At 65.3% G+C, this 26705-nt stretch carries 22 protein-coding genes and 1 tRNA gene; 7 read left to right on the top strand and 16 right to left on the bottom strand.

Annotated features, from left to right (window positions below; translation table 11 throughout):
• Window position 1: 1 nt before the first annotated feature.
• Window positions 2–73 (bottom strand) — tRNA-Gln (locus tag F6X61_RS06680).
• 432 nt (window positions 74–505) lie between these two features.
• Between F6X61_RS06680 and zapE the strand changes: the two genes are divergently transcribed.
• Window positions 506–1591, top strand: coding sequence for a cell division protein ZapE (gene zapE, locus F6X61_RS06675; protein ID WP_153785927.1), 1086 nt, complete (start codon window positions 506–508; stop codon window positions 1589–1591).
• Between the two features lie 86 nt (window positions 1592–1677).
• On the opposite strand, the gene F6X61_RS06670 is transcribed toward zapE, so the two are convergent.
• The 3 genes from F6X61_RS06670 to F6X61_RS06660 form a co-directional block, all read right to left on the bottom strand.
• On the bottom strand, window positions 1678–3567 hold the full coding sequence (locus F6X61_RS06670; protein ID WP_153785926.1) for a propionyl-CoA synthetase: 1890 nt from the start codon (window positions 3565–3567) through the stop codon (window positions 1678–1680).
• Between the two features lie 137 nt (window positions 3568–3704).
• Window positions 3705–5114, bottom strand: coding sequence for an amino acid permease (locus F6X61_RS06665; RefSeq protein WP_153785925.1), 1410 nt, complete (start codon window positions 5112–5114; stop codon window positions 3705–3707).
• Between the two features lie 137 nt (window positions 5115–5251).
• Window positions 5252–6286 (bottom strand): histone deacetylase family protein, encoded by a 1035-nt coding sequence (locus F6X61_RS06660; protein ID WP_153785924.1) that lies wholly within the window; start codon window positions 6284–6286, stop codon window positions 5252–5254.
• A 121-nt stretch (window positions 6287–6407) separates the two neighbouring features.
• On the opposite strand from F6X61_RS06660, the gene F6X61_RS06655 reads away from it, so the two are divergent.
• Both F6X61_RS06655 and F6X61_RS06650 read left to right on the top strand, forming a co-directional pair.
• On the top strand, window positions 6408–6899 hold the full coding sequence (locus tag F6X61_RS06655; RefSeq protein ID WP_153785923.1) for an Lrp/AsnC family transcriptional regulator: 492 nt from the start codon (window positions 6408–6410) through the stop codon (window positions 6897–6899).
• A gap of 72 nt (window positions 6900–6971) precedes the next feature.
• Entirely contained in the window at window positions 6972–7838 is an 867-nt protein-coding gene (locus tag F6X61_RS06650; protein ID WP_153785922.1) for a LysR family transcriptional regulator, read from the top strand.
• On the opposite strand, the gene F6X61_RS06645 is transcribed toward F6X61_RS06650, so the two are convergent.
• The 5 genes from F6X61_RS06645 to F6X61_RS06625 all read right to left on the bottom strand — a co-directional run bounded on the left by F6X61_RS06645 (window position 7812) and on the right by F6X61_RS06625 (window position 11862).
• A complete protein-coding gene (locus F6X61_RS06645; RefSeq protein WP_153785921.1) occupies window positions 7812–8969 on the bottom strand; it encodes an HPP family protein in 1158 nt (385 codons plus the stop codon). The two genes, F6X61_RS06650 and F6X61_RS06645, sit on opposite strands and share 27 nt — an antisense overlap.
• 285 nt (window positions 8970–9254) lie before the next feature.
• Entirely contained in the window at window positions 9255–10574 is a 1320-nt protein-coding gene (locus F6X61_RS06640; protein ID WP_153785920.1) for a sensor histidine kinase, read from the bottom strand.
• Entirely contained in the window at window positions 10571–11239 is a 669-nt protein-coding gene (locus F6X61_RS06635) for a response regulator transcription factor (protein WP_153785919.1), read from the bottom strand. The genes F6X61_RS06640 and F6X61_RS06635 overlap by 4 nt, the downstream gene beginning before the upstream one ends.
• Complete coding sequence (locus F6X61_RS06630; protein ID WP_153785918.1) at window positions 11240–11554, bottom strand: PepSY domain-containing protein; 315 nt, start codon at window positions 11552–11554, stop codon at window positions 11240–11242. It abuts the gene before it with no gap.
• The gene (locus F6X61_RS06625; protein WP_110994219.1) at window positions 11554–11862 is read right to left on the bottom strand and encodes a PepSY domain-containing protein; all 309 of its coding nucleotides are present in this window, start codon (window positions 11860–11862) and stop codon (window positions 11554–11556) included. Before F6X61_RS06625 ends, F6X61_RS06630 begins: the two co-directional genes overlap by 1 nt.
• A gap of 223 nt (window positions 11863–12085) precedes the next feature.
• On the opposite strand from F6X61_RS06625, the gene F6X61_RS06620 reads away from it, so the two are divergent.
• The gene (locus tag F6X61_RS06620) at window positions 12086–13165 is read left to right on the top strand and encodes a patatin-like phospholipase family protein (RefSeq protein ID WP_153785917.1); all 1080 of its coding nucleotides are present in this window, start codon (window positions 12086–12088) and stop codon (window positions 13163–13165) included.
• 53 nt (window positions 13166–13218) lie between these two features.
• Window positions 13219–13575: a 6-carboxytetrahydropterin synthase QueD gene (gene queD / locus F6X61_RS06615; protein ID WP_011533154.1), complete on the top strand. Its 357-nt coding sequence runs from the start codon at window positions 13219–13221 to the stop codon at window positions 13573–13575.
• A gap of 84 nt (window positions 13576–13659) precedes the next feature.
• On the opposite strand, the gene F6X61_RS06610 is transcribed toward queD, so the two are convergent.
• On the bottom strand, window positions 13660–14127 hold the full coding sequence (locus tag F6X61_RS06610) for a DUF1289 domain-containing protein (RefSeq protein ID WP_110994216.1): 468 nt from the start codon (window positions 14125–14127) through the stop codon (window positions 13660–13662).
• Window positions 14128–14533: 406 nt separating this feature from the next.
• Between F6X61_RS06610 and acnB the strand changes: the two genes are divergently transcribed.
• Window positions 14534–17143 carry a bifunctional aconitate hydratase 2/2-methylisocitrate dehydratase gene (gene acnB / locus F6X61_RS06605; RefSeq protein ID WP_153785928.1) on the top strand — a complete coding sequence of 870 codons (2610 nt, stop codon included), beginning with the start codon at window positions 14534–14536 and terminating at the stop codon, window positions 17141–17143.
• Window positions 17144–17316: 173 nt separating this feature from the next.
• On the opposite strand, the gene prpD is transcribed toward acnB, so the two are convergent.
• The 6 genes from prpD to F6X61_RS06575 all read right to left on the bottom strand — a co-directional run bounded on the left by prpD (window position 17317) and on the right by F6X61_RS06575 (window position 25881).
• Window positions 17317–18801 carry a 2-methylcitrate dehydratase gene (gene prpD, locus F6X61_RS06600; RefSeq protein WP_153785916.1) on the bottom strand — a complete coding sequence of 495 codons (1485 nt, stop codon included), beginning with the start codon at window positions 18799–18801 and terminating at the stop codon, window positions 17317–17319.
• Between the two features lie 132 nt (window positions 18802–18933).
• Entirely contained in the window at window positions 18934–20124 is a 1191-nt protein-coding gene (gene prpF / locus F6X61_RS06595; RefSeq protein WP_153785915.1) for a 2-methylaconitate cis-trans isomerase PrpF, read from the bottom strand.
• Window positions 20125–20230: 106 nt separating this feature from the next.
• Window positions 20231–22819, bottom strand: coding sequence for a Fe/S-dependent 2-methylisocitrate dehydratase AcnD (gene acnD, locus F6X61_RS06590; RefSeq protein WP_153785914.1), 2589 nt, complete (start codon window positions 22817–22819; stop codon window positions 20231–20233).
• A gap of 164 nt (window positions 22820–22983) precedes the next feature.
• Window positions 22984–24111, bottom strand: coding sequence for a 2-methylcitrate synthase (gene prpC / locus F6X61_RS06585; protein ID WP_153785913.1), 1128 nt, complete (start codon window positions 24109–24111; stop codon window positions 22984–22986).
• Between the two features lie 166 nt (window positions 24112–24277).
• Window positions 24278–25168, bottom strand: coding sequence for a methylisocitrate lyase (prpB, locus tag F6X61_RS06580; RefSeq protein WP_153785912.1), 891 nt, complete (start codon window positions 25166–25168; stop codon window positions 24278–24280).
• Window positions 25165–25881, bottom strand: coding sequence for a GntR family transcriptional regulator (locus tag F6X61_RS06575; RefSeq protein ID WP_153785911.1), 717 nt, complete (start codon window positions 25879–25881; stop codon window positions 25165–25167). Before F6X61_RS06575 ends, prpB begins: the two co-directional genes overlap by 4 nt.
• A gap of 285 nt (window positions 25882–26166) precedes the next feature.
• On the opposite strand from F6X61_RS06575, the gene F6X61_RS06570 reads away from it, so the two are divergent.
• The gene (locus F6X61_RS06570; protein WP_153785910.1) at window positions 26167–26703 is read left to right on the top strand and encodes an ATP-dependent zinc protease; all 537 of its coding nucleotides are present in this window, start codon (window positions 26167–26169) and stop codon (window positions 26701–26703) included.
• Window positions 26704–26705 lie beyond the last annotated feature (2 nt).

The raw sequence follows: 26705 nt of genomic DNA, 5'->3' as shown, positions 1-26705 counted from the left end.
GCAGGGGCGGCTGGATTCGAACCAACGCATGGCAGGATCAAAACCTGCTGCCTTACCGCTTGGCGACGCCCCTGTATCGGATATGACGAGTGACTGATGCACTGTCGATCTGATCTTTCACCGTTCAGCTGGTTGCTGCTCGGGAATGGCCGGCACTTTACCAGCGTTGTTTGCAGGTGGGAAGCTTTTTTTTCAAAAAAAACGCAGAAAAACAGGAGGTTAGTAAAAATCGCCAGTTTTGCCTGGCCCATCCACCGTCCGTTGTGAAAGCACTGCCCTCTTGTAGGAGCGGCCTTGTGTCACGATAGGGCCGCAGCGCGGCCCCCGGATTTGTGCGTGAAAGCAGAAATCGCCGGGGCTGCTCTGCAGCCCTATCGCGACACAAGGCCGCTCCTACAGTAGACGTGCAAGCCCGTTTAATGGGCTTGCCGGGCCCGTTCCCGATTGGTCAGAATCCCCATCGCGCACGCTGCGCCCTGCCCTTTCCCTGCCTAGGAGCATGCCGTTGTCCACCTGGATTCCAGCCCCCCTGCGCCAACTCAACCAACGCCTGCGCGGCCCTGCCCCACAGGCCGGCGCGTTGATGGCGCATTTCCAGGACAAGGCCGCCGAACGCGGCTACACCCTGAGCGACGGCCAGTGCCGGGTGATCGAAGCCATGGCCGCGCAGTTGGCGGCCCTCGACGACGGACAGCCACGCAGCCTTTACCTGCACGGCTCGGTTGGCCGCGGCAAGAGCTGGCTGCTCGACAACTTCTTCGAGGCGGTGCCGGTGGCGCACAAGCGTCGCCTGCACTTTCATGACTTCTTCGCCCGCCTGCACCAGGGCATGCACCGCCACCGGGCACTGGACAACGCCATGGGCGCGACCCTCGACGAATTGCTGGGTGACGTGCAGGTATTGTGCTTCGATGAATTCCACGTGCACGACATCGGCGACGCCATGCTGCTGACCCGGCTGTTCAATGCCCTGTTCGAACGCGGCATCTTCCTGCTGGTGACCTCCAACTACGCACCCGAAGGGCTGCTGCCCAACCCGCTGTACCACGAACGCTTCCTGCCGGTGATCCGCCTGATCAATGGCCGCATGCAGGTGCTGGAAGTAGGCGGCGATACCGATTTTCGCAGCCTGCCGGCCAACCGCGAGCACCAGTGCTTCACCCAGGGGCGTTACGTCTGGCCAGGGGATACGGCGCAGCGCCAGGACCTTGACCTGCCCACCCGGCAGCCGACCACGCTGCAGGTCAACAACCGGCCATTGCGTGCCCTGGCGGTGGATGGCCGGCGGGTGATGTTCAGCTTCAACGGGTTGTGCGAACAGCCCACCGCAGTGATCGACTACCTGGCGCTGGCCGAGCAATACGATCAATGGATCATCGACGGGCTGGACGACCTGGCCGAATGTTCGCTGGCGGCGCAGCAACGCTTCGTCAACCTGGTGGATGTGCTGTATGACCAGGACCGCCAGCTGACGGTGATCGGCCAGCGGGCCCTGCAGGAAAGCCTGGGCGGGGCAATTGCCGACCTGATGCGCACCCGCAGCCGGCTGGGGCAGTTGCATCAGGTGGGGCCGCAAGACAGCGCATCCTGAAAGGCCGTCATCGCTGGCAAGCCAGCTCCCACAACAATCAGGCAATTGCACGCCGCAGGGTGGGAGCCGGCTTGCCGGCGATGGCGTCACCCCGCCCTTGGCAAATCCGCCAACACTCCCTCGATCTCCCCCAGCACCGCTGGATCATCCAGGGTCGAGGGCGGCACATAGTCCTGCCCGTCGGCAATCTTGCGCAGCACCGCACGCAGGATCTTGCCCGAGCGGGTCTTGGGCAGGCGCTTGACCAGGCGTACCCGGTTGAAACAGGCCAGCGCACCGATCTGCTCGCGCACACTGGCCACCAGCTCGCCCTGCAACTGCAACTCGCAGATGCCCTGCCCGTCCTTGAGCACCACCAGCGCCAGCGGCACCTGGCCCTTGATCTCGTCGTGCACACCGATCACGGCGCACTCGGCCACCGCCGGGTGGCGTGCCACCAGGTCCTCCATCTCGCCGGTCGACAGGCGATGGCCCGAGACGTTAATCACATCGTCGGTGCGGCCCATGATGTAGACGAAACCGTCGTCATCCAGATACCCGCCGTCACCGGTGTGGTAATACCCCGGATAGTTGTGCAGATAAGCCTGAAGATAGCGCTCGTGGTCGCCCCACAGCGTCTGGCTGCAGCCAGGCGGCAATGGCAAGGCGATGACGATGGCGCCCTGCTGGTTCGGCCCCAGCGGCTTGCCGTCGTCGTCCAGCACCTGCACGTGGTAACCCGGCACCGCGCGGTTGCTCGAGCCTGGCCGGGCCGCACTGCCCTCGAGGCCCACGCAGGGGGCAGTGACCGGCCAACCGGTCTCGGTCTGCCACCAGTGGTCGTGCACCGGCTTGCCACTGACCCGCTCCAGCCATTCATGGGTGCTGGAGTCGAGCTTTTCGCCGGCAAGGAACAGCTGGCGCAACGAACCCAGGTCGTGGCGGCGGATCAGCTCGCCCTCTGGGTCCTCCTTGCGGATTGCGCGCATGGCAGTGGGTGCACAGAACAGTGCGTTGACCTTGTATTGCTCGACGATCCGCCAGTACGCCGAGGCATCGGGCGTGCGGATCGGCTTGCCCTCGTAGAACACCGTGGTGCAGCCGCTCATCAACGGCCCATAGACGATCAGCGAATGGCCGACCACCCAGCCCACATCGGAAATGCCCCACCACACATCGCCCGCCTGCATGCCATAGATGTGGCGCATGGCGTAGCACAGGGCCACCGCGTTGCCGCCGTTTTCACGGACGATGCCCTTGGGTTTGCCGGTAGTGCCGGAGGTATACATGATGTACAGCGGGTCGCCTGCATCCAGCTCGGCCGGGGCCACCGGCTCGGCGCCGGCCAGCGCTTGCTGCCAGTCCAGGTCGCGCCCCGGCTGCAGTTCGGCACGCGCCTGCTGGCGCTGCAGCACCAGCACCTGCCTGGGCTGGTGGCGAACCAGTTGCAGCGCACGGTCGACCAGCGGTTTGTATTCGATCACCCGGTCGAACTCCAGCCCGCAGGAAGCGGTGAGCAGCAACACCGGCCGGGCATCATCGATACGCAGGGCCAGTTCGTTGGCGGCAAAGCCGCCGAACACCACCGAATGCACCGCGCCAATGCGTGCGCAGGCGAGCATGGCCATGGCCGCCTGCGGCACCATCGGCATGTAGATGATCACTCCGTCGCCCTTGCCCACCCCAAGTGTGCGCAACAGGCCGGCCAGGCGCGCCACTTCGTCGCGCAGCTGCAGGTAGGTGTAGGTTTGCTGCACGCCGGTCACCGGCGAGTCGTAGATCAGCGCCAACTGCTCGCCCCGGCCCAGCTCGATCTGATGGTCGAGGGCCAGGTGGCAGCTGTTCAGGCGGCCGTCGGCGAACCAGCGGTGGGTGCCGTCGGGGTTCTGTTGCAGGGTCAACGTCGGCTTGCGCTGCCAGGCCAGCTGGTCGGCCTGGGCCTGCCAAAAGGCCGCAGGATCGGCGATGGAATGGGCGTAACTGTGCTGATAGGTCATTGGTTCGCAACCCGGTACTTGTTGTTATTGAAGGGCGAACCATGAGTATGGACCGGCGCCACGTGCCCGCCACCGGACTAAAGTCGCAACCCTTATGCAGATTTGCAGCAGGCTGCGCCGGCACGTGGCGCCAGGGTTCAGGGGGTTGGCTGGGTGGCTAACAGGCCTTGCCCGCGCCTTGCCAGGCGCCGGTAGGCGATGGCCAGGCCGGCGAACCACAGCGGCATCGCGTACAGCGCCATGCGCGTGTCCGGCTGCAGTGCCAGCAGCACCAGCACGAACAGCAGGAACGCCAGGCTCAGCCAGGCCATCGGCACTCCGCCGGGCAGGCGGAAGCTGGCGCGGGCGTGGCGCTCGGGGTGGCGCCGACGGTAGCCCAGGTAGGCCACCAGGATGGTCGACCATGTGTAGATCACCAGCACCGCCGACAGGCTCGACACCAGGGTGAACACCGTCATCACCTCGGGGAAGATGAACAGCAGCAACACCCCCAGCAGCATCAACAGGCACGAGAAACCCAGGCTGGCCAGCGGCACGCTGTTGCCCGACAGGCGCCGGAACACACCGGGCGCCTGGCTGCGTTCGGCCAGGCCGAACAGCATGCGGCTGGTGGAGAACACGCCGCTGTTGGCCGACGAGGCGGCCGAGGTCAGCACAACGAAGTTGACGATGCCCGCCGCCGCCGGGAAGCCGGCCAGCAGGAACAGCTCGACGAACGGGCTGCGGTTGGGCGCGACCTTGGCCCACGAGGTCACGGCGATGATGCAGGCCAGGGCCACCACATAGAACAGGATGATACGCACTGGGATCGCGTTGATCGCCTTGGGCAGGCTGCGTTGCGGGTCGCGAGTTTCGGCGGCGGTGGTGCCGATCAGCTCGGTGCCGGCGAACGAGAAGATGGCGATCTGGAAGCCCGCGAAGAAGCCACTGAGCCCATGGGGAAACGCCGCTTCCGGCTGAACCAGGTGCGACAACGAAGCGGTCACCCCGGTGGGCGACACGAACGCCGTGGCAATCAGCACCAGGCTCACTGCGATCAGTGCCAGCACGGCGATGATCTTGATGATCGCGAACCAGAACTCGACCTCGCCGAAGGCTTTCACCGTCAGCACATTGAGGGTGAACAGGGTGACCAGCATCGCCAGCGCCGGTGCCCAGGCCGGCGCTCCGGGGAACCAGTACTGGAAGAAGCCGCCGACCACCACCGCATCGCCGACCACCGCCACGCTCCAGCTCAGCCAGTACGACCAGCCGAGGAAAAACGCCGCGCGCGGACCGATGTAGGCACCGGCGAAGTCGGCGAACGACTTGAAGTTGAGGTCCGACAGCAGCAGCTCGCCCATGGCGCGCATGACGAAGAACAGGAAGAAGCCGATGATCATGTAGACCAGCAGGATCGAGGTGCCGGACAAGGCGATGACCTTGCCCGAGCCCATGAACAGGCCGGTGCCGATGGCGCCACCGAGGGCGATCAGCTGGATATGACGGTTGCTCAGGGTGCGTTGCAGGTGGCGGCCACTTGGGGCTGCGGGGGAATCAGGCTGCATGGGGGAACCTCTGGGATTGTTGTTGGTGTTTTCGAGGCAGGATTTGTTGTGTCTTCAACGCCCTCATCGCGGGGCAAGCCCGCTCCCACGTTGTAAGGAGCGTGGGAGCGGGCTTGCCCCGCGATGAGGCCGTCGGATCAGCCGCGGGCTTCTTCGAACCCGGTCAGCACGTTCACCGCATTGATGCCGATCTCATCGACCATGTAGCCGCCCTCCATGACGAACAGGGTCGGCACGCCCACGCCGGCAATCATCCGGCCCATGGCCAGGTAGTCCGGGCTGTCGAGCTGGAAGTGGCTGATCGGATCGTCCTTGAAGGTGTCCACGCCCAGCGACACCACCAGCACCTCGGGCGCATGCCGGCGCAGGCGCGCACAGGCCTGCTCCAGGGCCTGCTGGTAGGCCGCCCAGCGCGTGCCCTTGGGTAGCGGCAGGTTGAGGTTGAAACCCTCGCCTGCGCCTGCGCCCACCTCGTGGGCGTAGCCGCTGAAGTAGGGGTAGGAGTCCGTCGGCTCGCCGTGCAGCGAGACGAACAGTACGTCCGGGCGGTCGTAGAAGATGGTCTGGGTGCCGTTGCCGTGGTGAAAATCGACGTCCAGTACCGCCACCTTGGCCGCTCCGCGGGTCAAGGCATGCTCGGCGGCAATGGCGGCGTTGTTCAGGTAGCAGTAACCGCCCATGTACTCGCGGGCGGCGTGATGCCCCGGCGGACGGCACAAGGCGAAGGCGGCCTGCTGGCCCTGGTCGAGCAGTTCGAGGCCGGTCAGCGCCAGGTCGGCGCTGGTCTTCACCGCCTGCCAGGTGGTGGCGGTGATCGGCGCGCCGGCATCCATGGCGAAGAAACCGAGCTGGCCGTCGATGTGCCGGGGGACCCGCTCGCCGGCCAGGTCGCGAACCGGCCACACCAAGGGCAACGCGTCGTGGCTGCGGCCCAGGGCGGTCCACTGCTGCCAGGCCGTTTCCAGGAAGTGCACGTAACGTTCGCTGTGGGCCTTGACGTAGCAGGCGCGGCCGAATGCCTGCGGCGAGACGATATCGCCCAGGCCGACCGTGCGCACCCGGTCATGCACGGTGTCGGCGCGGCTGGGTTGTTCGAACGATGGCTTGAGCACGCCATCCTTGAGTTCGGTGCCATGGTGCAGGCGGTGGTTGGCGCTGAAGACGGTCAACATGGTGGCGAAGCCTGTATGGTGGTTGATTGACCACTAGGCTATTGCGCCAACGCTGGGCGTTCTTTGCTTTATCGACTCGTAGTGTTAGCATTTTGAGTCTGTTATTTCAGGACTGGCACCCATGGCGAAAAAAATATCCAAGCAGGTCACCCTCGACGATACCGACCGTGCCCTGCTCGCCCTGTTGCAGGCCGATGCCAGCCTGTCCAACGCCGAGCTGAGCGAGCGCCTGTCGCTCAGCGTCACGCCCTGCTGGCGCAGGCGCCGGCGCCTGGAAGAAGAAGGCGTGATCCGCGACTACCAGGCCAACCTCGACCGCCGCCTGCTGGGCCTGGAGATCCTGGCCTTCGTCCAGGTGCGTTTCGCCAGCCACGGCGACAAGGCGCCGGACGACTTCGAGGCGGTGGTGCGCGCGCTGCCCGAGGTGGTCGCCTGCCACAAGATCACTGGCGATGCCGATTACCTGCTGCAAGTGCTGGCCGAAGACCTGGACAGCTACAGTGAATTCATCGAACAGGTGCTGCGCCGGCAGTTGGGGATCGCCTCGATCCAGTCGAGCCTGGCGCTGCGCGAGGTGAAGGCCAGCACGCGGGTGGCGATTCCCGAAGGCTGATGTTGCCAGGCCCTGCCCTATTTCGGTGCAAAGCCTCTAGACTAGGCGCCCTTTCCGCCACAGAGCAGCGTCATGGACATCGATCAGGCCCGAACCTTCCTGGAAATCGTGCGTTGCGGCAGCCTGGTCGCCGCTGCCGAGCGCCTGTTCGTGTCGCAGACGGCCATCACCGCGCGGGTGCAACGGCTGGAACGGCAACTGGGCTGCCAGTTGTTCGTGCGCAGCCGCAACGGCGCCAGCCTGACCAGTGATGGCGAGGCCTTCGTCAGCTATGCCAACCAGCTGGTGCAGACCTGGGAAGCCGCGCGCCGCGACCTGCCGCTGCCCCAGGGCTGCCAGCAGGTGCTGCATGTGGGCGGCGAGGTGAGCCTGGGCAACCCGATGATGCTCGACTGGGTCAGCGCGCTGCACCGCGAGCTGCAAGGCCACGCGATCCGCAGCGAAGTCAGCGACGGTGAGTCGCTGTTGCGCAAGGTGGAGATGGGCCTGCTGGACGCCGCGCTGGTGTACCAGCCGACCTACGGCCCGGGCCTGCAGGTGGAGCAGTTGATGGAGGAGAAACTGATCCGCGTACGCCGGGTGGACCGGCCCGAGCCGTACATCTACATCGACTGGGGCGAGGCCTTCCGCCGCCAGCACGACGCCGCCCTGCCCGACATGTCACGCCCGGCGCTGAGCTTCAACCTTGGGCCGCTGGCCCTGCAGTTCATCCTCGACCAGGGCGGCAGCGGCTACTTCCGTACCCGGGTGGTACAGGCCTACCTGCAACGCGGCGTGTTCGAGCGGGTGCCCGAAGCGCCGGAGTTCACCTACCCGACCTTTCTGGTGTACGCCCGCGAGCGCGACAGCGAGGCCCTGCAGCAGTCCTTCGCGGTGTTGCGCCGGCTGGTGGCCGCCGGCGAAAGCGACTGGTCACAGCGCTGGGACCCGGTGATCTGAGCCCTGGGCGGCGGCCGTCAGCAAGTGCCGCTTGAGGCCGGCGATCAGGTCGGTCTGGGTGATCACCCCCACCAGGCTGTCGCCGTCGAGCACCGGCAGGCAGTGCAGGCCCTGCTCGCTGAGCAGTGGCAACAGGCGCTCCAGCGGGTGCTGACTGCTCACACTGACAACGCGCCGACTCATCACCTGTTCCAGACGCACAGTGTTGCGGCGCAACACACCCCGCCAACTGAAACGCCCGCGCGCCATGGCCGGGCCGACCAGGTCGCTGAGGCTGACGATGCCCACCAGACGGCCGTTGTCCAGCACAGGCAAGGTTTTCAGGTGATGGCTGGCGAGCATCTTCCAGGCCTCCTCCAGGCTGGTGCGTGGCGTGGCCGACTGCACATCGCGGGACATCACCGAGCCTGCGGTGATACCGCCAAGGCTGCGTTGCAACGCATGCTGCTCGGTGGCCAGGATGATCCGCTCCAGCTCGTCGCGGGTCACGTCGACGAACTCGCCGATGTCCTCCAGGGCCTGGTCCAGGTCGTCGGCATTGATGCCCACGCGCTCGCCGGGCAGCGGGTCATGGGTGTGGTGCAGGTCTTTGCGCGGGGCAGCGCCCTTGGGGTAACGCACGCCGGTGAGGCGGTTGTAGACCACCGCGACAGCGACCAGGATCAGCGCATTGAGCAGCACCGGTTCGAGCAGGTGGTCGCCCATCGCCACCAGCCCCGGATCGGCCAGCACCGCGCTGACCGCCACGCCGCCACCCGGCGGGTGCAGGCAGCGCAGCAGGCACATCACCAGGGTGGCGACCGCCAGCGCGGCTGCCGCCACCCACAGGCCGTCGCCGAAGCCGTGGCGCATGGCCAGGCCCACGACGCCGGCCAGCGCGTAGCTGCCCAGCACCGGCCACGGCTGGGCCAGCGGCCCGGAATGCACGGCGAACACCAGCACCGCCGAGGCCGCCAACGGGCCGAGCAGGTGCAAGGCAATCGATGGGCCGTAGGCCAGGCTGCACAGGTAGCCGGCGAGGAACAGGCCGAGCAGCGCGCCAAGGCCTGCACGCAGCCATTCTTTGGGGGGGATATTCAGGGGCGCCGGGAACAGGCGCTGCAGACGGGTAGCGGGGCGAGAGGCAGGCATCGAAGTCAAGGCGTCGTGTTTTTTTGATTTGAAAAGAAAGCCCAGCGCAAACGCACCTGGGCCCGGTATTGCCAAGGCAATAACGCAAGGGGCTCCGTCCGTGGAGAGATGGAAACCGGAGGGTTTCGTGGGAGAGATTGTGCCGGGAGGGCGTGTGGACCTGCCAATTCAAAAAACTGCGGCTGTACTGCAATTTTTTTGCAGGGTTGATCTGGTCCTCATCGCGGGGCAAGCCCGCTCCCACGATGGCGGTCCCGTGGGAGCGGGCTTGCCCCGCGATTGCGATCAACGCCCTTTGCGCGGCAACTCGATACTCACCCGCAACCCGCCCTGTGGGCTTTGCAGCAAGGCGATGCGCCCGCCCCAGGCGTCGACGATATCGCGCACGATACCCAGCCCCAGGCCGTGCCCATCGACCTGCTCGTCCAGCCGCGAGCCGCGCTCGAGCACTTGCAGGCGCTGCGATTCGGGAATGCCGGGGCCATCGTCGTCGACCCACAGCCGGTAACACTCCGGGGTCGCCGCCATGCCCACGCGCACTTCGCTGTCTGCCCATTTGCAGGCGTTGTCCAGCAAGTTGCCAAGCAGCTCCAGCAGGTCCTCGCGATCCCACGGCAACAACAGCCCGGGCGGTACGTCGCGCTCCAGCAACAGCCCTTCGCCATGGATCATCCCCAAGGTTGCCAATAACCCCGGCAGCTCGGCATCGCAGTCGAACTGCGCGCCGGGCAGCGCATCCCCGGCCAGCCGTGCACGGTTGAGCTCCCGGGTCAGGCGCTGCTGGATCTGTTGCAGTTGCTCGCGCATCTGCGCGCGTACCTCGGGCAATGCCTGCAGGCGCTCGCTGGCGGCCAGGCTGAGCAGCACCGCCAGCGGCGTCTTCAGCGCATGCCCCAGGTTGCCCAGGGCATTGCGCGAGCGGCGCAGGCTGTCTTCGGTGTGATTGAGCAGGTGGTTGATCTGATCCACCAATGGCTGCAATTCGCTGGGCACCTGGGCATCCAGCTGCGAGCGCTGGCCCTGCTGCAACTGGGCGATCTGCTGGCGGGCGCGCTCCAGCGGGCGCAGCGAGCGGGTCACGGTGATGCGCTGCAGCACCAGCACCAGCAACAACGCCACCAGGCCCATGCCCAGGCCGATCTGCTGCATGCGGCGGAAACCCTCGCGCACTGGCGAATAGTCCTGGGCCACGCTGATCGAGATGTCCTGGCCCAGACGCCGGTAGTCGCCGCGATAGGCCAGCAGTTGCTGGCCCTCGGGGCCCAGCTCGTGGCCGTCGTCCAGCCCGGGCTTGGCCGGCTTGGGCATGTCCAGGTCCCAGAGCGAGCGCGAGCGCCAGGTGCCCTGGTCGAAATCGATACGGAAGTAGTAACCCGAGAAGGGACGCTGGTAGGCCGCGGATATGCGCCGCTCGTCCAGCTGCAGGCCGGACGGCCCACGCACCAGCGCCACCAGCAGGTTCTCGCTTTCCTTGCGCAGGCCGGCTTCCAGGTAACGCTGCAGGCCGGCCTCGAACAGCCACAGCGTGAGTTGCGCAAATGCCAGGCCGACCACCACCAGCACTGCCACCAGCCCCAGGCTCAAGCGCGCCTGGATCGACTTCACACGCCGCTCCCGGCGTACACGTAGCCCTGGCCACGGCGGGTCTCGATCACGCTGCGCCCGAGCTTGCGGCGCAAGTGGTTGACGTGCACTTCAAGGACGTTGGAATCACGCTCGGTCTCGCCGTCGTAGAGGTGCTCGGCCAGGTGGCTCTTGGACAGCACCTGGCCTGGGTGCAGCATGAAATACCGCAGCAGGCGGAACTCGGCGGCGGTCAGCTGGACGTCGGCACCTTCACGACTGACGCACTGGCGCGACTCATCCAGGTGCAGGCCGGCGGCTTCCAGCTTGGGCTGGTTGGCCAAGCCCTTGGCGCGGCGCAGCAGGGCCTGGATGCGCAGTTGCAGCTCTTCGGGATGGAAGGGTTTGCTCAGGTAGTCGTCGGCGCCGGCCTTGAGCCCCTCGATGCGCTCGGCCCAGGAGCCGCGCGCGGTGAGGATCAGCACCGGGGTGGCGAGGTTGGCCCCGCGCCATTGCGCCAGCACCTCAAGCCCGGGCAACCCCGGCAAGCCGAGGTCAAGGATGATCAGGTCGTAGGGTTCGCTCTGGCCCTGGTACACCGCGTCGCGGCCATCGGCCAGCCAGTCCACCGCATAACCCTGGCGCTGCAGGGCAGCAATCAGTTCATCGGCCAGGGGCACATTGTCTTCGACCAGCAACAGGCGCATTCAGTCATCTTCCTCGTCTTTGAGCAGCTCGCCGGAGCGGGCGTCGAGCTTGATCTCGCGCACCACGCCCTGCGGGGTCAGCAACTCGACTTCGTATTCGTAGCGGCCGTGTTTCTCTTCCAGCTCCGCCTCCAGCAGGCGCGCCCCGGGGTAACGCCCCAGGGCGGTCTCGAGCAATCGCTCGAAAGGCAGAATGATGCCCTGCTGGCGTAGCGCCAGGGCCTCGTCCTGGTCCAGGTCGCGGGCGGCGGCCAGCGAGCACATGCCGAGCAAGGCCAGGGCCAGGCAGCACGCCGCCTGCGGTAATGGGTTCATCAATTGTCCCGCGCGTCCTTCAGCACTTCACCGGTCTTGGCGTCCAGGTCGACGTCCCATTCGACGTTCTGCGCATCGCGCAGTTCGACCTTGTAGATGTAGCGGCCGTATTCGTCTTCGAGCTCGGAGTCGGTGACGGTGGCGCCGGGGTGCTTGGCCACGGCGGCGGCCTTGAGTTCGTCCAGCGACTTGATGGTCTTGGCGTTCACCAGCTTGACCACTTCATCGGGCTGCACGTCCTTGGCGAAGGCGGCGTTGGCACCCAATGCAAGGGCAGCGGCGGTGAACAGGGCAGTCAGGGTTTTCATGGGGGTCTCTCCTTGGGGATGAGCAAGTTGTCTACGCAAACAAGACTAACCGGGGGTCCTTAATCCAACCTGAAAACAGCTGGCCGCATGATAGCGCAGATGGGAAGTCAGCCTGTACCGACCCTATCGCGGGGCAAGCCCGCTCCCACGCTTGGTACCGTGGGAGCGGGCTTGCCCCGCGATTGGGCCTATAATGCGCGCCTGCCCCGGCTAGAGAACCTCGATGAGCGCCATCCACATCAAGTACCCCGCCCTGACCTTCAAGGCCGGCCAACGCGCCCTGCGCCAGATCCGCGAGCGCGGCCTGCAGGCGGCCGATGTCGGTGTGCTGCCTGGCGCTGCTGGCGGCCCCAAGCCTTTGGGTATCCAGGGCCTGGACCTGGCGCTGTTCGGTGAATGGCTGCCCAGCGCCCCACGCCAGCGCGCACTGATCGGCGCCTCGATCGGTTCCTGGCGCTTCGCCAGCGCCTGCCTCGACGACCCGGTGGCCGGCATCCGCCGCCTGGGCGAGCTGTACACCGAGCAGGACTTCGCCAAAGGCGTCACCCCCAGGCAGATCAGCCAGAGCAGCCAGCGCATGCTCGACGACCTGCTGCAGGGCCGCGACGGGCAGATTCTCGACAACCCGCACTACCGCCTGAACATCCTGGTGGTGAAAAGCCACGGCCAGCTCGCCCACGACCACCGTGGCCGCCTGGGCCTGGGGTTGTCTTCGGTGATCGCCAGCAACCTGCTGGGGCGCGCACGCCTGGGCCGGCACTTCGAACGGGTGATTCTGCATGACCAGCGCGCCGCGCCACCGCTGGGCGAGCTCACCGACTTCCCTTCGCGCTGCCTGCCGCTGGACCTGGCCAACCTGCGCCAGGCCCTGCTTGCCTCGGGCTCGATCCCCATGGTCATGGAGGGCGTGCGCGACATCCCCGGCGCCGGCGCCGGCACCTATCGCGACGGCGGCCTGCTCGACTATCACCTGGACCTGCCCTACCAGGGCGACGACCTGGTGCTCTACCCGCACTTCACCGACAAGGTGGTGCCCGGATGGTTCGACAAGGCCCTGCCATGGCGCAAGGGCGACGCCACGCGCCTGCAGAACGTGCTGCTGATGACCCCGTCGCCGCAGTACCTGGCCGCCCTGCCCTACGGCAAGCTACCCGACCGCAATGACTTCAAACGCTTCATGGGGGATGCGCCGAGCCGCAAGCGTTACTGGTACACAGCCATCGCCGAAAGCCGGCGCCTGGGCGACGAATTGCTCGAGCTGATCGCCACCGGGCGGTTGCAGGATCGGTTGCAAGCCTTGTAGCGGTCATGCTGGTAGACTGCGCGCATTATCGATACACACAGAGTCCTGACAGCGTGGAAATTTTCAAAGAGTTCACATTCGAATCGGCCCACCGCCTGCCCAACGTTCCCGCCGGGCACAAGTGCGGTCGCCTGCACGGCCACTCGTTCAAGGTTGCCCTGCACCTGACCGGCCCGCTCGATCCGCACACCGGCTGGATCCGCGACTTCTCCGAGATCAAGGCGATCTTCAAGCCGATCTACGAGCAGCTGGACCACAACTACCTGAACGACATTCCCGGCCTGGAAAACCCCACCAGCGAAGTGATCGCCAAGTGGATCTGGGAGCAGGTCAAGCCGCTGCTGCCGGAGTTGTCGAAAGTGCGTATCCACGAGACCTGCACCAGCGGGTGCGAGTACACCGGCGACTGATCGCAGGGCCTCATCGCGGGGCAAGCCCGCTCCCACGCTAAATCGGCGTGGGAGCGGGCTTGCCCCGCGATGAGGCCGGCAGCCTTACTGCATGGCGTCGCGCAAGAAGCTCGGGGCGATGTAGCGCTGGTAATGCGCCTCGGACAGCAAAAAGAACTCGCGATCGATGGCATCGCGCAGTTGCGGCAAGTCCCAATCGCGGAACTCCGGCAACAACACCATTCCATAAGCCTCGAGATCGCGGATCATCCGTGCCCCCCGGGCGATCAGCTGGTACGCCCAGCAATATTCCGACTGCTGCACGACAAAGCGGATCGAGCGCTGCTCCAGTTGCTGGCGCAGCAGGCCTTTGTCGAACACTTCCAGCTTGGCCATCATCACCTGCACCAGCAGTTGCTCCAGGCGCAGCCACACGGCGCGTTTCTGCTCGTCGTCGTAGCCGTTCCAGTGGATCACTTCATGGTGAAAACGCTTGCAGCCACGGCACACCAGATCTCCATACACCGTGGAGCAGAGGCCGACGCAAGGGGTCTTGATGGACTGATTGGTCATTGGAAAACAACAGCTTGACGGCGGAACACCGGCTCATGTTAGCCCTTTGTCTAACCAGGGTCACTGGTTAAAGTCATCTTTGCCGCCTTACCTTCGGGCTTTTTTTGCCGTAGAATCACACCGCCTTTTCAAGGCAACAATGTCCGTTGGAAGCTGTTTTCAAAGCGTCACGAGCACAGTTGATCCGGTAGAACGGCGTTGGCCCGGGCCATGCACCCCTCGCATGCCCGTGCCAGCCCTCATCAGCCTCCCGTTCTACAGGCGTAAAACTTTGAAAGCAGCTTCTGTAAGGATTCTTTGCGACCCTGGCGGTGCGACTCAAAAAGTCGTCATTGCGCATGGGTGCTTTGAATGCTGGATGAGCGTCCCGGACTCCCTTTAGGGACCACTGATGAGGGTAATAACTGTGCTTGAAGCCTACCGCAAACACATCGAAGAGCGTGCCGCTCTGGGTATCGTGCCCCAGCCGCTGAACGCCGAACAAACCGCAGGCCTGGTCGAGCTGCTGAAAAACCCGCCGGCCGGCGAAGAAGCCTTCCTCGTAGACCTGATCACCAACCGCGTTCCGCCAGGGGTGGACGAAGCCGCCTATGTCAAGGCCGCTTTCCTCTCCGCTATCGCCAAGGGCGAAGCCAAGTCGCCACTGCTCGACCGCAAGCGCGCTGCCGAGTTGCTGGGCACCATGCAGGGCGGTTACAACATCGAGACGCTGGTAGCGCTGCTGGATGACGCCGAACTGGGCGCCGTCGCGGCCGAACAGCTCAAGCACACCCTGCTGATGTTCGACGCCTTCCACGACGTGGCCGAAAAAGCCAAGGCGGGCAATGTCCACGCCAAGGCCGTGCTGGAATCCTGGGCTGCCGGCGAGTGGTTCACCTCGCGTCCGGCCATCGCCGACAAGTACACCCTGACCGTGTTCAAGGTGCCTGGCGAAACCAACACCGACGACCTGTCCCCTGCCCCGGACGCCTGGTCGCGCCCTGACATCCCGCTGCACGCCCTGGCCATGCTGAAGATGGCCCGCGACGGCATCGAGCCCAAGCAGCCTGGTTCGGTCGGCCCGCTGGCCCAGATCGAAGCGGTCAAGGCCAAAGGCCACCCGGTTGCCTACGTCGGTGACGTGGTCGGTACCGGTTCCTCGCGTAAATCCGCCACCAACTCGGTGCTGTGGTTCTTCGGCGACGACATCCCGTACGTTCCGAACAAGCGCGCTGGCGGCTTCTGCTTCGGCACCAAGATCGCCCCGATCTTCTACAACACCATGGAAGACGCCGGCGCCCTGCCGATCGAATTCGACTGCACCAACCTGGCCATGGGCGACGTTATCGACGTCTACCCGTTCAAGGGCGAAGTGCGCCGCAACGGCAGCGACGAGCTGGTCACCAGCTTCGAGCTGAAAACCGAAGTGCTGCTGGATGAAGTCCGCGCTGGCGGCCGAATCCCGCTGATCGTCGGCCGTGGCCTGACCGAAAAAGCCCGCGCCGAACTGGGCCTGGGTGCTTCCGACCTGTTCAAGAAGCCAGAGCAACCTGCCGCTTCGACCAAGGGCTTCACCCTGGCGCAGAAGATGGTCGGCCGTGCCTGCGGTCTGCCGGAAGGCCAGGGCGTGCGCCCAGGTGCCTACTGCGAGCCGAAGATGACCACCGTCGGCTCCCAGGACACCACTGGCCCGATGACCCGCGACGAGCTGAAAGACCTGGCGTGCCTGGGCTTCTCCGCCGACTTGGTCATGCAGTCGTTCTGCCACACCGCCGCGTATCCGAAGCCGATCGACGTCAACACCCACCACACCCTGCCAGACTTCATCCGCACCCGTGGCGGCGTGTCGCTGCGCCCAGGCGACGGCATCATCCACAGCTGGCTGAACCGCATGCTGATGCCTGACACCGTCGGCACCGGTGGCGACTCGCACACCCGCTTCCCGATCGGCATCTCGTTCCCGGCCGGTTCCGGCCTGGTGGCCTTCGCCGCCGCCACCGGCGTCATGCCGCTGGACATGCCAGAGTCGATCCTGGTGCGCTTCAAGGGCAAGCTGCAGCCTGGCATCACCCTGCGTGACCTGGTCCATGCCATCCCTTACTACGCCATCCAGAAAGGCCTGCTGACCGTCGAGAAGAAGGGCAAGAAAAACGCCTTCTCCGGCCGCATCCTGGAAATCGAAGGCCTGGACGAACTGACCGTCGAGCAAGCGTTCGAACTGTCCGACGCCTCGGCCGAACGTTCCGCTGCAGGCTGCACCATCAAGCTGCCAGAGAAGGCCGTTGCCGAGTACCTGCAGTCCAACATCACCCTGCTGCGCTGGATGATCGGCGAAGGCTACGGCGATGCCCGCACCCTGGAGCGTCGTGCCCAGGCCATGGAAGCCTGGCTGGCCAAGCCTGAGCTGCTGTCGGCCGACAAAGACGCCGAGTACGCCGAGATCATCGAGATCGACCTGGCCGACGTCAAAGAGCCTGTGCTCTGCGCGCCGAACGACCCGGACGATGCCCGCCTGCTGTCTTCGGTACAGGGCGAGAAGATCGACGAAGTGTTCATCGGTTCGTGCATGACCAACATCGGCCACTTCCGCGCTGCCGGCAAGCTGCTGGACAAGGTCAAGGGCGGTATCCCTACCCGCCTGTGGCTGGCTCCGCCGACCAAGATGGACGCCCACCAGCTGACCGAAGAAGGCTACTACGGCATCTACGGCAAGGCCGGTGCGCGCATGGAAATGCCAGGCTGCTCGCTGTGCATGGGTAACCAGGCACGTGTGCAGACCGGTTCGACCGTGGTCTCCACCTCGACCCGTAACTTCCCGAACCGTCTGGGCGACGCCACCAACGTGTACCTGGCCTCGGCCGAGCTGGCTGCGGTGGCTTCGATCATCGGCAAGCTGCCGACCGTCGAAGAGTACATGCAGTACGCCAAGGACATCGACAGCATGGCTGCCGACGTCTACCGCTACCTGAGCTTCGACCAGATCGCCGAGTTCCGCGAAGCGGCCGCCAACGCCAAGATCCCGGTGATTCAGGCGTAAGCAGCTGCAAGTGGTAAGTTACAAGCGGTAAGAAGAAGCCCCGGCAGCGATGCCGGGGCTTTTTTGTTGGAGCAACTGCCCTCATCGCGGGGCAAGCCCGCTCCCACGTTCATACGCAGGCACTCGCATCGTGGGAGCGGGCTTGCCCCGCGATGAGGCCAGGACAGGCAACATCAAATCACGAACAAATCGACAAACCTGTGCACGGGCATGGCCTCCAGCCTCGCCTGGTCCTTGCACAACGCCACAATCTCCTCACAGCGCTGGCGCACGAACCGCGTCGCCAGGTTGGCCCTGAACTTGGCCTCCAGCAACGGCAACCCCTCCTCCCGCCGGCGCCGATGGCCGATCGGGTACTCCACCACCACCTGCTCGGTGTGGGTGCCGTCCTTGAAGAACACCTGCACCGCATTGGCGATCGAGCGCTTGTCAGCCTCCAGGTACTCGCGGCTGAAACGCGGCTCCTCGACCACCTCCATCTTCTCGCGCAAGCGGTCGATGCTCGGGTGGGCGGCGTGGAAGCTGTCTTCATAGTGCTCGGCCACCAGGTCGCCGAAGATCAGCGGCACTGCGGTCATGTATTGCAGGCAATGGTCACGGTCGGCGGCGTTGGCCAGCGGGCCTTCCTTGGAAATGATGCGGATCGCCGACTCGTTGGTGGCGATGACGATGCGGTCGACTTCGTGCAGGCGGTTGCGCACCTGCCGATGCAGCATCAACGCCGCCTCGCAGGCGGTCTGGGCATGGAACTCGGCGGGGAAACTGACCTTGAACAGGATGTTTTCCATGACATAACTGCCGAAGGGCTGCGGCAGGCGCAATTCGCGCTGGGCCTCCTGCTTGAGGGCCAGGTCCTTGTTGCTGTGGCTGAACGAAACATCATAAAAGCCCCACTGCACAGCAGTGAGCACACCGGGGATGCCCATTTCACCGCGCAGGGCGATATCAGCCAGGCGCACACCCCGGCTGGAGGCATCCCCCGCCGCCCATGACTTGCGCGAGCCGGCGTTCGGCGCATGGCGGTAGGTGCGCAGGGCCTGGCCATCGACGAAGGCATGGGACAAAGCCGAGAGCAGCTGATCGCGGTTGGCGCCCATCAGCTTGGCGCACACCGCCGTCGAGGCAACCTTGACCAGCACCACATGGTCCAGGCCGACCCGGTTGAAGGCATTCTCCAGCGCCAACACACCCTGGATCTCGTGGGCCATGACCATGGCCTCGAGTACGTCGCGCATGGTCAACGGTGCTTCGCCACCGGCCACGCGCTTCTGCGACAGGTGGTCGGTGACCGCGAGAATGCCGCCCAGGTTGTCCGAGGGATGGGCCCATTCGGCGGCCAGCCAGGTGTCGTTGTAGTCCAGCCAGCGGACAATGCAGCCAATGTCCCAGGCGGCCTTGACCGGATCAAGGCGGTAGGCGGTGCCGGGCACGCGGGCGCCATTGGGGACCACCGTGCCCTCGACCAGCGGACCGAGCAGCTTGGTGCACTCAGGGAAACGCAGCGCCAGCAGGCCGCAGCCGAGGGTATCCATCAGGCAGTGGCGGGCGGTATCCAGGGCTTCGGGGGATTCGACGCGGTAACCGAGCACATAGTCGGCGAGGGTCTGCAGGACCTGGTCGTAGTCGGGGCGAGTGTTCAGATCAGCGTTGGCGCTCATTCGTGGCTCCTTGAAAAAGAGCTGCTTTGCAGCCCATCGCGGGGCAAGCCCGCTCCCACGCAGACTGTACCTTTGGCGTGGGAGCGGGCTTGCCCCGCGATGGGCCAGTAAAACCGAGCGCTGATAGTGCGTTTAGAAGCTATCGCCAGGCACGCGCACCCAGCCCTCCATCAACACCCGAGCACTGCGGCTCATGATTGCTTTGGTCACGGTCCACTGCCCGTCCACCTGGCGGGCTTGCGCACCCACGCGCAACGTCCCGGACGGATGGCCGAAGCGCACCGCGCTTCGTTCGCCACCGCCTGCGGCAAGGTTGACCAGGGTCCCGGGAATCGCCGCTGCCGTGCCAATGGCCACCGCCGCGGTGCCCATCATGGCGTGGTGCAACTTACCCATGGACAGGGCGCGCACCAGCAGATCGACATCGCCCGCATCGACCACTTTGCCGCTGGAAGCAGTGTAGGTGGTCGGCGGCGCGACGAAAGCGACCTTGGGCGTGTGCTGACGCCCGGCAGCCTGGTCGATATGTTCGATCAGCCCCATGCGCACCGCTCCGTGGGCGCGAATGGTCTCGAACCGCGCCAGTGCAGCGGCGTCGCCATTGATCGCGTCCTGAAGCTCGGTACCGGTGTAGTCGAGGTCGGCGGCGTTGATGAAGATGGTCGGGATGCCGGCGTTGATCAGGGTTGCCTTGAAGGTACCGACACCTGGCACTTCAAGGTCGTCGACCAGATTGCCGGTAGGGAACATCGCCCCGCCGTCACCATCCTCGTCGGCGGCCGGGTCGAGGAACTCCAGCTGCACCTCGGCGGCCGGGAAGGTCACGCCGTCGAGTTCGAAATCACCGGTCTCCTGCACCTCACCCTCGGTGATCGGCACATGGGCGATGATGGTCTTGCCGATGTTGGCCTGCCAGATGCGCACGGTGGCAACGCCGTTGCGTGGCACCCGCGCGGGGTCGACCAGACCGCCACTGATGGCGAACGAACCTACCGCGGCCGAGAGGTTGCCGCAGTTGCCGCTCCAGTCGACGAAGGCCTTGTCGATCGACACCTGGCCGAACAGATAGTCGACATCATGCTCGGGCTTGATGCTTTTCGACAGGATCACGGTCTTGCTGGTGCTGGACGTCGCGCCGCCCATGCCGTCGATCTGCTTGCCGTACGGGTCGGGGCTGCCGATCACCCGCAGCAGCAGGGCATCGCGGGCGGGGCCAGGGATCTGCGCCTGTTCGGGCAGGTCCTGCAGGCGGAAGAACACGCCTTTGCTGGTGCCGCCGCGGATGTAGGTGGCGGGGATTTTTACTTGTGGTGCGTATGCCATGGTCAATGTTCCTTTGTCCGTGGGAGCGGGCTAGCCCCGCGATGGACCTTAAACCGCCATCGCGGGGCAAGCCCGCTCCCACAAAACCACTATGCGTTCATGTGCCTTACGCGGTGCCTTCCAGGAAGTCCTGGGCAAAGCGCTGCAGCACCCCGCCCGCTTCGTAGATCGACACTTCTTCGGCGGTATCCAGGCGGCAGGTCACCGGCACCTCGACACGCTCACCATTGCGCCGCGTGACCACCAAAGTCAGCGTGGCGCGCGGTTTGCGCTCACCGAGCACGTCATACACCTCGCTGCCGTCGAGCCCCAGGGTCTTGCGGTCGGTCCCCGGTTTGAACTCCAGCGGCAGCACACCCATGCCCACCAGGTTGGTGCGGTGGATACGCTCGAAGCCTTCGGCGACGATCGCCTCGACCCCCGCCAGGCGCACGCCCTTGGCCGCCCAGTCACGTGACGAACCCTGGCCGTAGTCGGCACCGGCAACGATGATCAACGGCTGCTTGCGCTGCATGTAGGTTTCGATGGCTTCCCACATGCGGGTCACCTTGCCTTCCGGCTCGATGCGCGCCAGCGAACCCTGCTTCACGCTGCCGTCGTCCTTGCGCACCATCTCGTTGAACAGCTTGGGGTTGGCGAAGGTGGCGCGCTGGGCGGTCAGGTGGTCGCCACGGTGGGTGGCATAGGAGTTGAAGTCCTCTTCCGGCAGGCCCATCTTCGCCAGGTATTCACCCGCGGCGCTGTCGAGCATGATGGCGTTGGACGGCGACAAGTGGTCGGTGGTGATGTTGTCCGGCAGCACCGCCAGCGGGCGCATGCCGCGCAGGGTACGCTCACCGGCCAGGGCGCCTTCCCAGTAAGGCGGGCGGCGGATGTAGGTGCTCATCGGGCGCCAGTCGTACAGCGGCGCAACCTTCGGCCCCTTGTCCTCCTCGATGGTGAACATCGGGATGTACACCTGGCGGAACTGCTCCGGCTTGACCGACGCACGCACCACGGCGTCGATTTCCTCGTCGCTCGGCCAGATGTCCTTCAGGCGGATTTCCTTGCCATCCACCAAACCCAGCACATCCTTCTCGATATCGAAGCGGATGGTGCCGGCGATGGCGTAGGCCACCACCAGCGGCGGCGAGGCGAGGAAAGCCTGCTTGGCGTACGGGTGGATACGCCCGTCGAAGTTGCGGTTGCCCGACAGCACGGCGGTGGCGTACAGGTCGCGGTCGATGATCTCTTGCTGGATCACCGGGTCCAGTGCACCGGACATGCCGTTGCAGGTGGTGCAGGCGAAGGCGACGACACCGAAGCCCAGTTGCTCCAGTTCCTGCTCGAGCCCGGCCTCCTTGAGGTACAGCTGCACGGTCTTGGAGCCCGGCGCCAGCGACGACTTGACCCACGGCTTGCGGGCCAGGCCGAGCTTGTTGGCGTTGCGCGCCAGCAGGCCAGCGGCGATCACGTTGCGCGGGTTGCTGGTGTTGGTGCAACTGGTGATGGCGGCGATGATCACCGCGCCGTCCGGCATCTGCCCCGGCACTTCCTGCCACTGCCCGGCAATGCCCTTGGCCGCCAGGTCGCTGGTGGCCACCCGGGCGTGCGGGTTGGACGGGCCGGCCATGTTGCGCACCACGCTCGACAGGTCGAAGCTCAGGGTGCGCTCGTACTCGGCCTTGGCCAGGCTGTCGGCCCACAGGCCGGCGGCCTTGGCGTAGGTCTCGACCAACTGCACCTGCTGCTCATCGCGGCCGGTAAGCTTGAGGTAGTCGATGGTCTGCTGGTCAATGGCGAACATCGCCGCGGTGGCGCCGTATTCCGGGGCCATGTTGGAGATGGTGGCACGGTCGCCCAGGGTCAGCGCGCTGGCGCCCACACCGTGGAACTCGAGGTAGGCACCCACCACCTTCTGCTTGCGCAGGAACTCGGTCAGCGCCAGCACCAGGTCGGTGGCGGTGATGTTCGGCGCCAGGCGGCCGGTCAGCTCGACGCCGACGATTTCTGGCAGGCGCATCCACGAGGCGCGGCCGAGCATCACGTTCTCGGCCTCCAGGCCACCGACGCCGATGGCGATCACGCCCAGGGCATCGACATGCGGGGTGTGGCTGTCGGTGCCGACGCAGGTGTCCGGGTAGGCCACGCCGCGCTCGCTGTGGATCACCGGCGACATCTTCTCCAGGTTGATCTGGTGCATGATGCCGTTGCCCGGCTGGATCACGTCGACGTTCTTGAACGCCTTCTTGGTCCAGTTGATGAAGTGGAATCGGTCTTCGTTGCGACGGTCTTCGATGGCGCGGTTCTTCTCGAAGGCCTGCGGGTCGAAGCCGCCGCACTCCACCGCCAGCGAATGGTCGACGATCAGCTGTACCGGCACCACCGGGTTGACTGCGGCGGGGTCGCCGCCCTTGTCGGCGATGGCGTCGCGCAGGCCGGCCAGGTCCACCAGCGCGGTCTGGCCGAGGATGTCGTGGCACACCACGCGGGCCGGGAACCAGGGGAAGTCGAGGTCGCGCTTGCGTTCGATCAGCTGTTCGAGCGACGCGTCAAGGGTGGCCGGATCGCAGCGGCGCACGAGGTTTTCGGCCAGTACGCGGGAGGTGTATGGCAGGCCGTCGTAGGCGCCGGGCTTGATTGCCTCGACCGCGGCGCGGGCGTCGTAGTAGTCCAGGGCGGTGCCTGGCAGGGACTTGCGGAATGCGCTGTTCATATCGTTATCTGGCTCGGTCACGGTTTACCTGGGCAGGCATCGGCAGACTCGTGGGAGCGGGCTTGCCCCGCGATTGCGCCGCAAGCGCCAGCGAGGTTGAACCTGCTGGCGCAATCGCGGGGCAAGCCCGCTCCCACAACTGACCTACAGCCTGTCTCTTCTGATCAACGCTGTTCGATCGGCACGAACCGGCGCTGCTCGACGCCGGTGTATTCGGCGCTCGGGCGGATGATGCGGTTGTTGGCGCGCTGCTCGAACACGTGGGCGGCCCAGCCGGTCAGGCGCGAGCAGACGAAGATCGGGGTGAACAGCTTGGTCGGGATGCCCATGAAGTGGTACGCCGAGGCATGGTAGAAGTCGGCGTTGGGGAACAGGCGCTTCTGCTCCCACATGGTCTTGTCGATCGCTTCGGAGACCGGGTACAGCACCTTGTCGCCCACTTCGTCGGCCAACTGCTTCGACCAGCCCTTGATCACCTCGTTGCGCGGGTCGGACTCTTTGTAGATGGCGTGGCCGAAGCCCATGATCTTGTCCTTGCGCTCGAGCATGCGCAGCAGCTCGGCGGTCGCTTCCTGCGGGCTCTGGAAGCGCTCGATCAGCTCCATTGCCGCCTCGTTGGCGCCGCCGTGCAGTGGGCCACGCAGCGAGCCGATGGCGGCAGTGATGCAGGAATACAGGTCCGACAGGGTCGAGGCACATACCCGGGCGGTGAAGGTCGAGGCGTTGAATTCGTGCTCGGCGTACAGGATCAGCGAGACGTTCATCACCTTGACGTGCAGCGCGCTTGGCTTCTTGCCGTGCAGCAGGTGCAGGAAGTGGCCGCCAATGGTGTCTTCGTCGCTGCTGCAGTCGATGCGCACACCGTGGTGGGTGAAGCGGTACCAATAGCACATCACTGCCGGGAACAGCGCCAGCAGGCGGTCGGTCTTGTCGTGCTGGGCGTCGAAGGTCAGCTCCGGCTCCAGGGTACCGAGCACCGAGCAGCCGGTGCGCATCACGTCCATCGGGTGGGCGTCGCGCGGGATGCGTTCGAGCACCTCCTTGAGCGCCTGCGGCAGGTCGCGCAGGCCCTTGAGCTTGCGCTTGTAGTCGGCCAGCTCGGCTTTGCTCGGCAGCTCGCCGTACAGCAGCAGGTAGGCGACTTCCTCGAACTCGGCGCCGGCGGCCAGATCGCGCACGTCATAGCCGCGGTAGGTCAGGCCGGCGCCGGCCTGGCCGACGGTCGACAGGGCGGTCTGCCCGGCCACCTGGCCACGCAGGCCTGCGCCACTGAGTACTTTTGCTTCGGCCATGGTGTTTCTCCTTTCTTGAATTTGTTATCGAAGTCTTTCTGGCTAATCAGGGTGGCTGTACCTGCGCTTTCGCGGGGCAAGCCCGCTCCTACAGGTACAGCGCCATGTCTGAAACTCGAGCCTCAGCGTGGGAGCGGGCTTGCCCCGCGAAGAGGCCCGTACAGGTTCAAGCCTTCTTCTGGGCGAACAACGCATCGAGGCTCTGCTCGAAGGCGTGGTAGCCGATGGCATCGTAGAGCTCCATGCGGGTCTGCATGGTGTCGATCACGTTCTTCTGCGTGCCGTCGCGGCGCAGGGCGGTGTAGACGTTCTCGGCAGCCTTGTTCATGGCACGGAAGGCCGACAGCGGGTACAGCACCAGCGACACGTCCACCGAGGCCAGCTCTTCGGTGGTGTACAACGGCGTCGCGCCAAATTCGGTGATGTTGGCCAGGATCGGGGCTTTGACCCGGTCGGCGAAGGTCTTGTACATCGACAGTTCGGTGATGGCTTCCGGGAAGATCATGTCGGCGCCGGCCTCGATGCAGGCCGCGGCACGGTCCAGGGCTGCGTTCAGGCCTTCCACCGCCAGGGCGTCGGTACGCGCCATGATCACGAAGCTGTCATCGGTGCGGGCATCCACCGCGGCCTTGATGCGGTCGACCATCTCCTGCTGGGAAACGATCTCCTTGTTCGGGCGGTGGCCGCAGCGCTTGGCGCCGACCTGGTCTTCGATATGGATGGCGGCGGCGCCGAACTTGCTCATCGACTTGACGGTGCGGGCAACGTTGAAGGCCGAGGCACCGAAACCGGTGTCGACATCCACCAGCAGCGGCAGGTCGCACACGTCGGTGATGCGGCGCACATCGGTGAGCACGTCGTCCAGGTTGCTGATGCCCAGGTCCGGCAGGCCCAGGGAGCCGGCGGCGACGCCGCCACCGGACAGGTAGATGGCCTTGAAGCCGGCGCGCTTGGCCAGCAGGGCGTGGTTGGCGTTGATGGCCCCGACCACCTGCAGCGGATGTTCGGCGGCAACCGCGTCACGGAAACGCTGGCCGGGCGTGCTCTTCACTGTCATGACTCACCTCGTGGGCTATTGTTGTCGGCGCCTTGGTAGTGACGCTCGATATTGCGTTTGGACGCGCCGATGTGGCGACGCATCAGGAGTTCTGCCAGTTCGCCGTCGCGGGCTTCGATGGCGTCGAGAATGCGGTGGTGCTCGGCAAAGGCCTGGCGTGGCCGGTTGGGCGTGGTCGAGAACTGGATGCGGTACATGCGCACCAGTTGATAGAGCTCGCCGCAGAGCATCTTGTAGAGGGTCTGGTTGCCGCTGCCCTGGATGATCCTGTAATGGAAGTCGTGGTCGCCTTCCTGCTGGTAGTAGCCCTGCCCGGCCTGGAACGCGGCATCGCGCTCATGGGTGTCGAGCACATGGCGCAGTTCGTCGATGGCGGCCTGGCTCATGCGCTCGGCGGCCAGCCGGCAGGCCATGCCTTCGAGCGACTCGCGGATTTCGTAGAGTTCGATCAGCTCGGCATGGCCAAGCGACACTACCCGTGCACCGACGTGCGGCACCCGCACCAGCAGGCGCTGGCCCTCCAGCCGGTGAATCGCCTCGCGCAGCGGGCCGCGGCTGATGCCATAGGTACGTGCCAGTTCCGGCTCGGAGATCTTGCTGCCGGGGGCGATTTCGCCTTTGACGATGGCCGCCTGGATGCGCCGGAAGACGTTTTCCGAGAGGGTCTCGGACTCGTCCTGCAGGATTGGGGTGGCTTGGGCTGTGTCCAGCATGATTGTCGACACCTTCGCATTCAATGACGGCAAAACTAGCTAAACCGCCCAGAAGAGTCAAAGACAAAAAGAACATTGTCGACAATTGTCTAATAACGAACTTACCGCACCACCATGCGGTCTGATCGCGGGTGCGCTGGCGTCAACACATCGGCGTGATAGAATGCCGCGCTCCTTCGGGAGCATGGATACGCTGCCTGTCATCATTTCATGCTGATGGCAGGCCAATAGGGACGCTTGGCCAGTCGCCTTGCCCTGAACCCCGCACAGCACCGCGCCAGGATTATGAGACCCATACCCGCTTTATTGCTGCTCTGCCTGACTCTGCTGCCGGCCCTTGCGCCTGCGGCACAGAAGACCGTCTATGGCCTGAACGAATACGCGCGCCTGGGCGAGCTCGACCTGGAAGTGGCGGCCAAGCTCGACACCGGCGCCAAGACCGCCTCGCTCAGCGCCCGCGACATCAAGCGTTTCAAGCGCAACGGCGAGAGCTGGGTGCGCTTCTACCTGGCGATAGACGCCGCCCACAAGCACCCCATCGAACGCCCCCTGGCCCGCGTCAGCAAGATCAAGCGCCGCGCCGGGGACTATGACGCCGAGTCCGGCAAGGCCTACACGGCCCGCCCGGTCATCGAGCTCGATATCTGCATGGGCCAGACCCGCCGCACCATCGAGGTCAACCTCACCGACCGCAGCGCCTTCCAGTTCCCGCTGCTGATCGGTTCCGAGGCCCTCAAGCACTTGGATGCGCTGGTCGACCCAAGCCTTAAATACGCGGCCGGCAAACCTGCCTGTGCCACCGAAGTTTCCAAAGCAGAGTAACT

This window comes from Pseudomonas sp. EMN2 (genome assembly GCF_009650555.1).
In the GTDB taxonomy this organism is placed as follows: Bacteria; Pseudomonadota; Gammaproteobacteria; order Pseudomonadales; family Pseudomonadaceae; genus Aquipseudomonas; species Aquipseudomonas sichuanensis.
This window is presented reverse-complemented; position numbering and strand designations above follow the sequence as displayed.

What these genes read in the sequence shown, in the direction of transcription:
- F6X61_RS06670 (WP_153785926.1), bottom strand. Translation starts at nt 3,567, where the DNA reads ATGACCTATCAGCACAGTTACGCCCATTCCATCGCCGATCCTGCGGCC.
- F6X61_RS06665 (WP_153785925.1), bottom strand. Translation starts at nt 5,114, where the DNA reads ATGCAGCCTGATTCCCCCGCAGCCCCAAGTGGCCGCCACCTGCAACGC.
- F6X61_RS06660 (WP_153785924.1), bottom strand. Translation starts at nt 6,286, where the DNA reads ATGTTGACCGTCTTCAGCGCCAACCACCGCCTGCACCATGGCACCGAA.
- F6X61_RS06655 (WP_153785923.1), top strand. Translation starts at nt 6,408, where the DNA reads ATGGCGAAAAAAATATCCAAGCAGGTCACCCTCGACGATACCGACCGT.
- F6X61_RS06650 (WP_153785922.1), top strand. Translation starts at nt 6,972, where the DNA reads ATGGACATCGATCAGGCCCGAACCTTCCTGGAAATCGTGCGTTGCGGC.
- F6X61_RS06645 (WP_153785921.1), bottom strand. Translation starts at nt 8,969, where the DNA reads ATGCCTGCCTCTCGCCCCGCTACCCGTCTGCAGCGCCTGTTCCCGGCG.
- F6X61_RS06635 (WP_153785919.1), bottom strand. Translation starts at nt 11,239, where the DNA reads ATGCGCCTGTTGCTGGTCGAAGACAATGTGCCCCTGGCCGATGAACTG.
- F6X61_RS06630 (WP_153785918.1), bottom strand. Translation starts at nt 11,554, where the DNA reads ATGAACCCATTACCGCAGGCGGCGTGCTGCCTGGCCCTGGCCTTGCTC.
- F6X61_RS06625 (WP_110994219.1), bottom strand. Translation starts at nt 11,862, where the DNA reads ATGAAAACCCTGACTGCCCTGTTCACCGCCGCTGCCCTTGCATTGGGT.
- F6X61_RS06620 (WP_153785917.1), top strand. Translation starts at nt 12,086, where the DNA reads ATGAGCGCCATCCACATCAAGTACCCCGCCCTGACCTTCAAGGCCGGC.
- F6X61_RS06610 (WP_110994216.1), bottom strand. Translation starts at nt 14,127, where the DNA reads ATGACCAATCAGTCCATCAAGACCCCTTGCGTCGGCCTCTGCTCCACG.
- prpD (WP_153785916.1), bottom strand. Translation starts at nt 18,801, where the DNA reads ATGAGCGCCAACGCTGATCTGAACACTCGCCCCGACTACGACCAGGTC.
- prpF (WP_153785915.1), bottom strand. Translation starts at nt 20,124, where the DNA reads ATGGCATACGCACCACAAGTAAAAATCCCCGCCACCTACATCCGCGGC.
- acnD (WP_153785914.1), bottom strand. Translation starts at nt 22,819, where the DNA reads ATGAACAGCGCATTCCGCAAGTCCCTGCCAGGCACCGCCCTGGACTAC.
- prpC (WP_153785913.1), bottom strand. Translation starts at nt 24,111, where the DNA reads ATGGCCGAAGCAAAAGTACTCAGTGGCGCAGGCCTGCGTGGCCAGGTG.
- prpB (WP_153785912.1), bottom strand. Translation starts at nt 25,168, where the DNA reads ATGACAGTGAAGAGCACGCCCGGCCAGCGTTTCCGTGACGCGGTTGCC.
- F6X61_RS06575 (WP_153785911.1), bottom strand. Translation starts at nt 25,881, where the DNA reads ATGCTGGACACAGCCCAAGCCACCCCAATCCTGCAGGACGAGTCCGAG.
- F6X61_RS06570 (WP_153785910.1), top strand. Translation starts at nt 26,167, where the DNA reads ATGAGACCCATACCCGCTTTATTGCTGCTCTGCCTGACTCTGCTGCCG.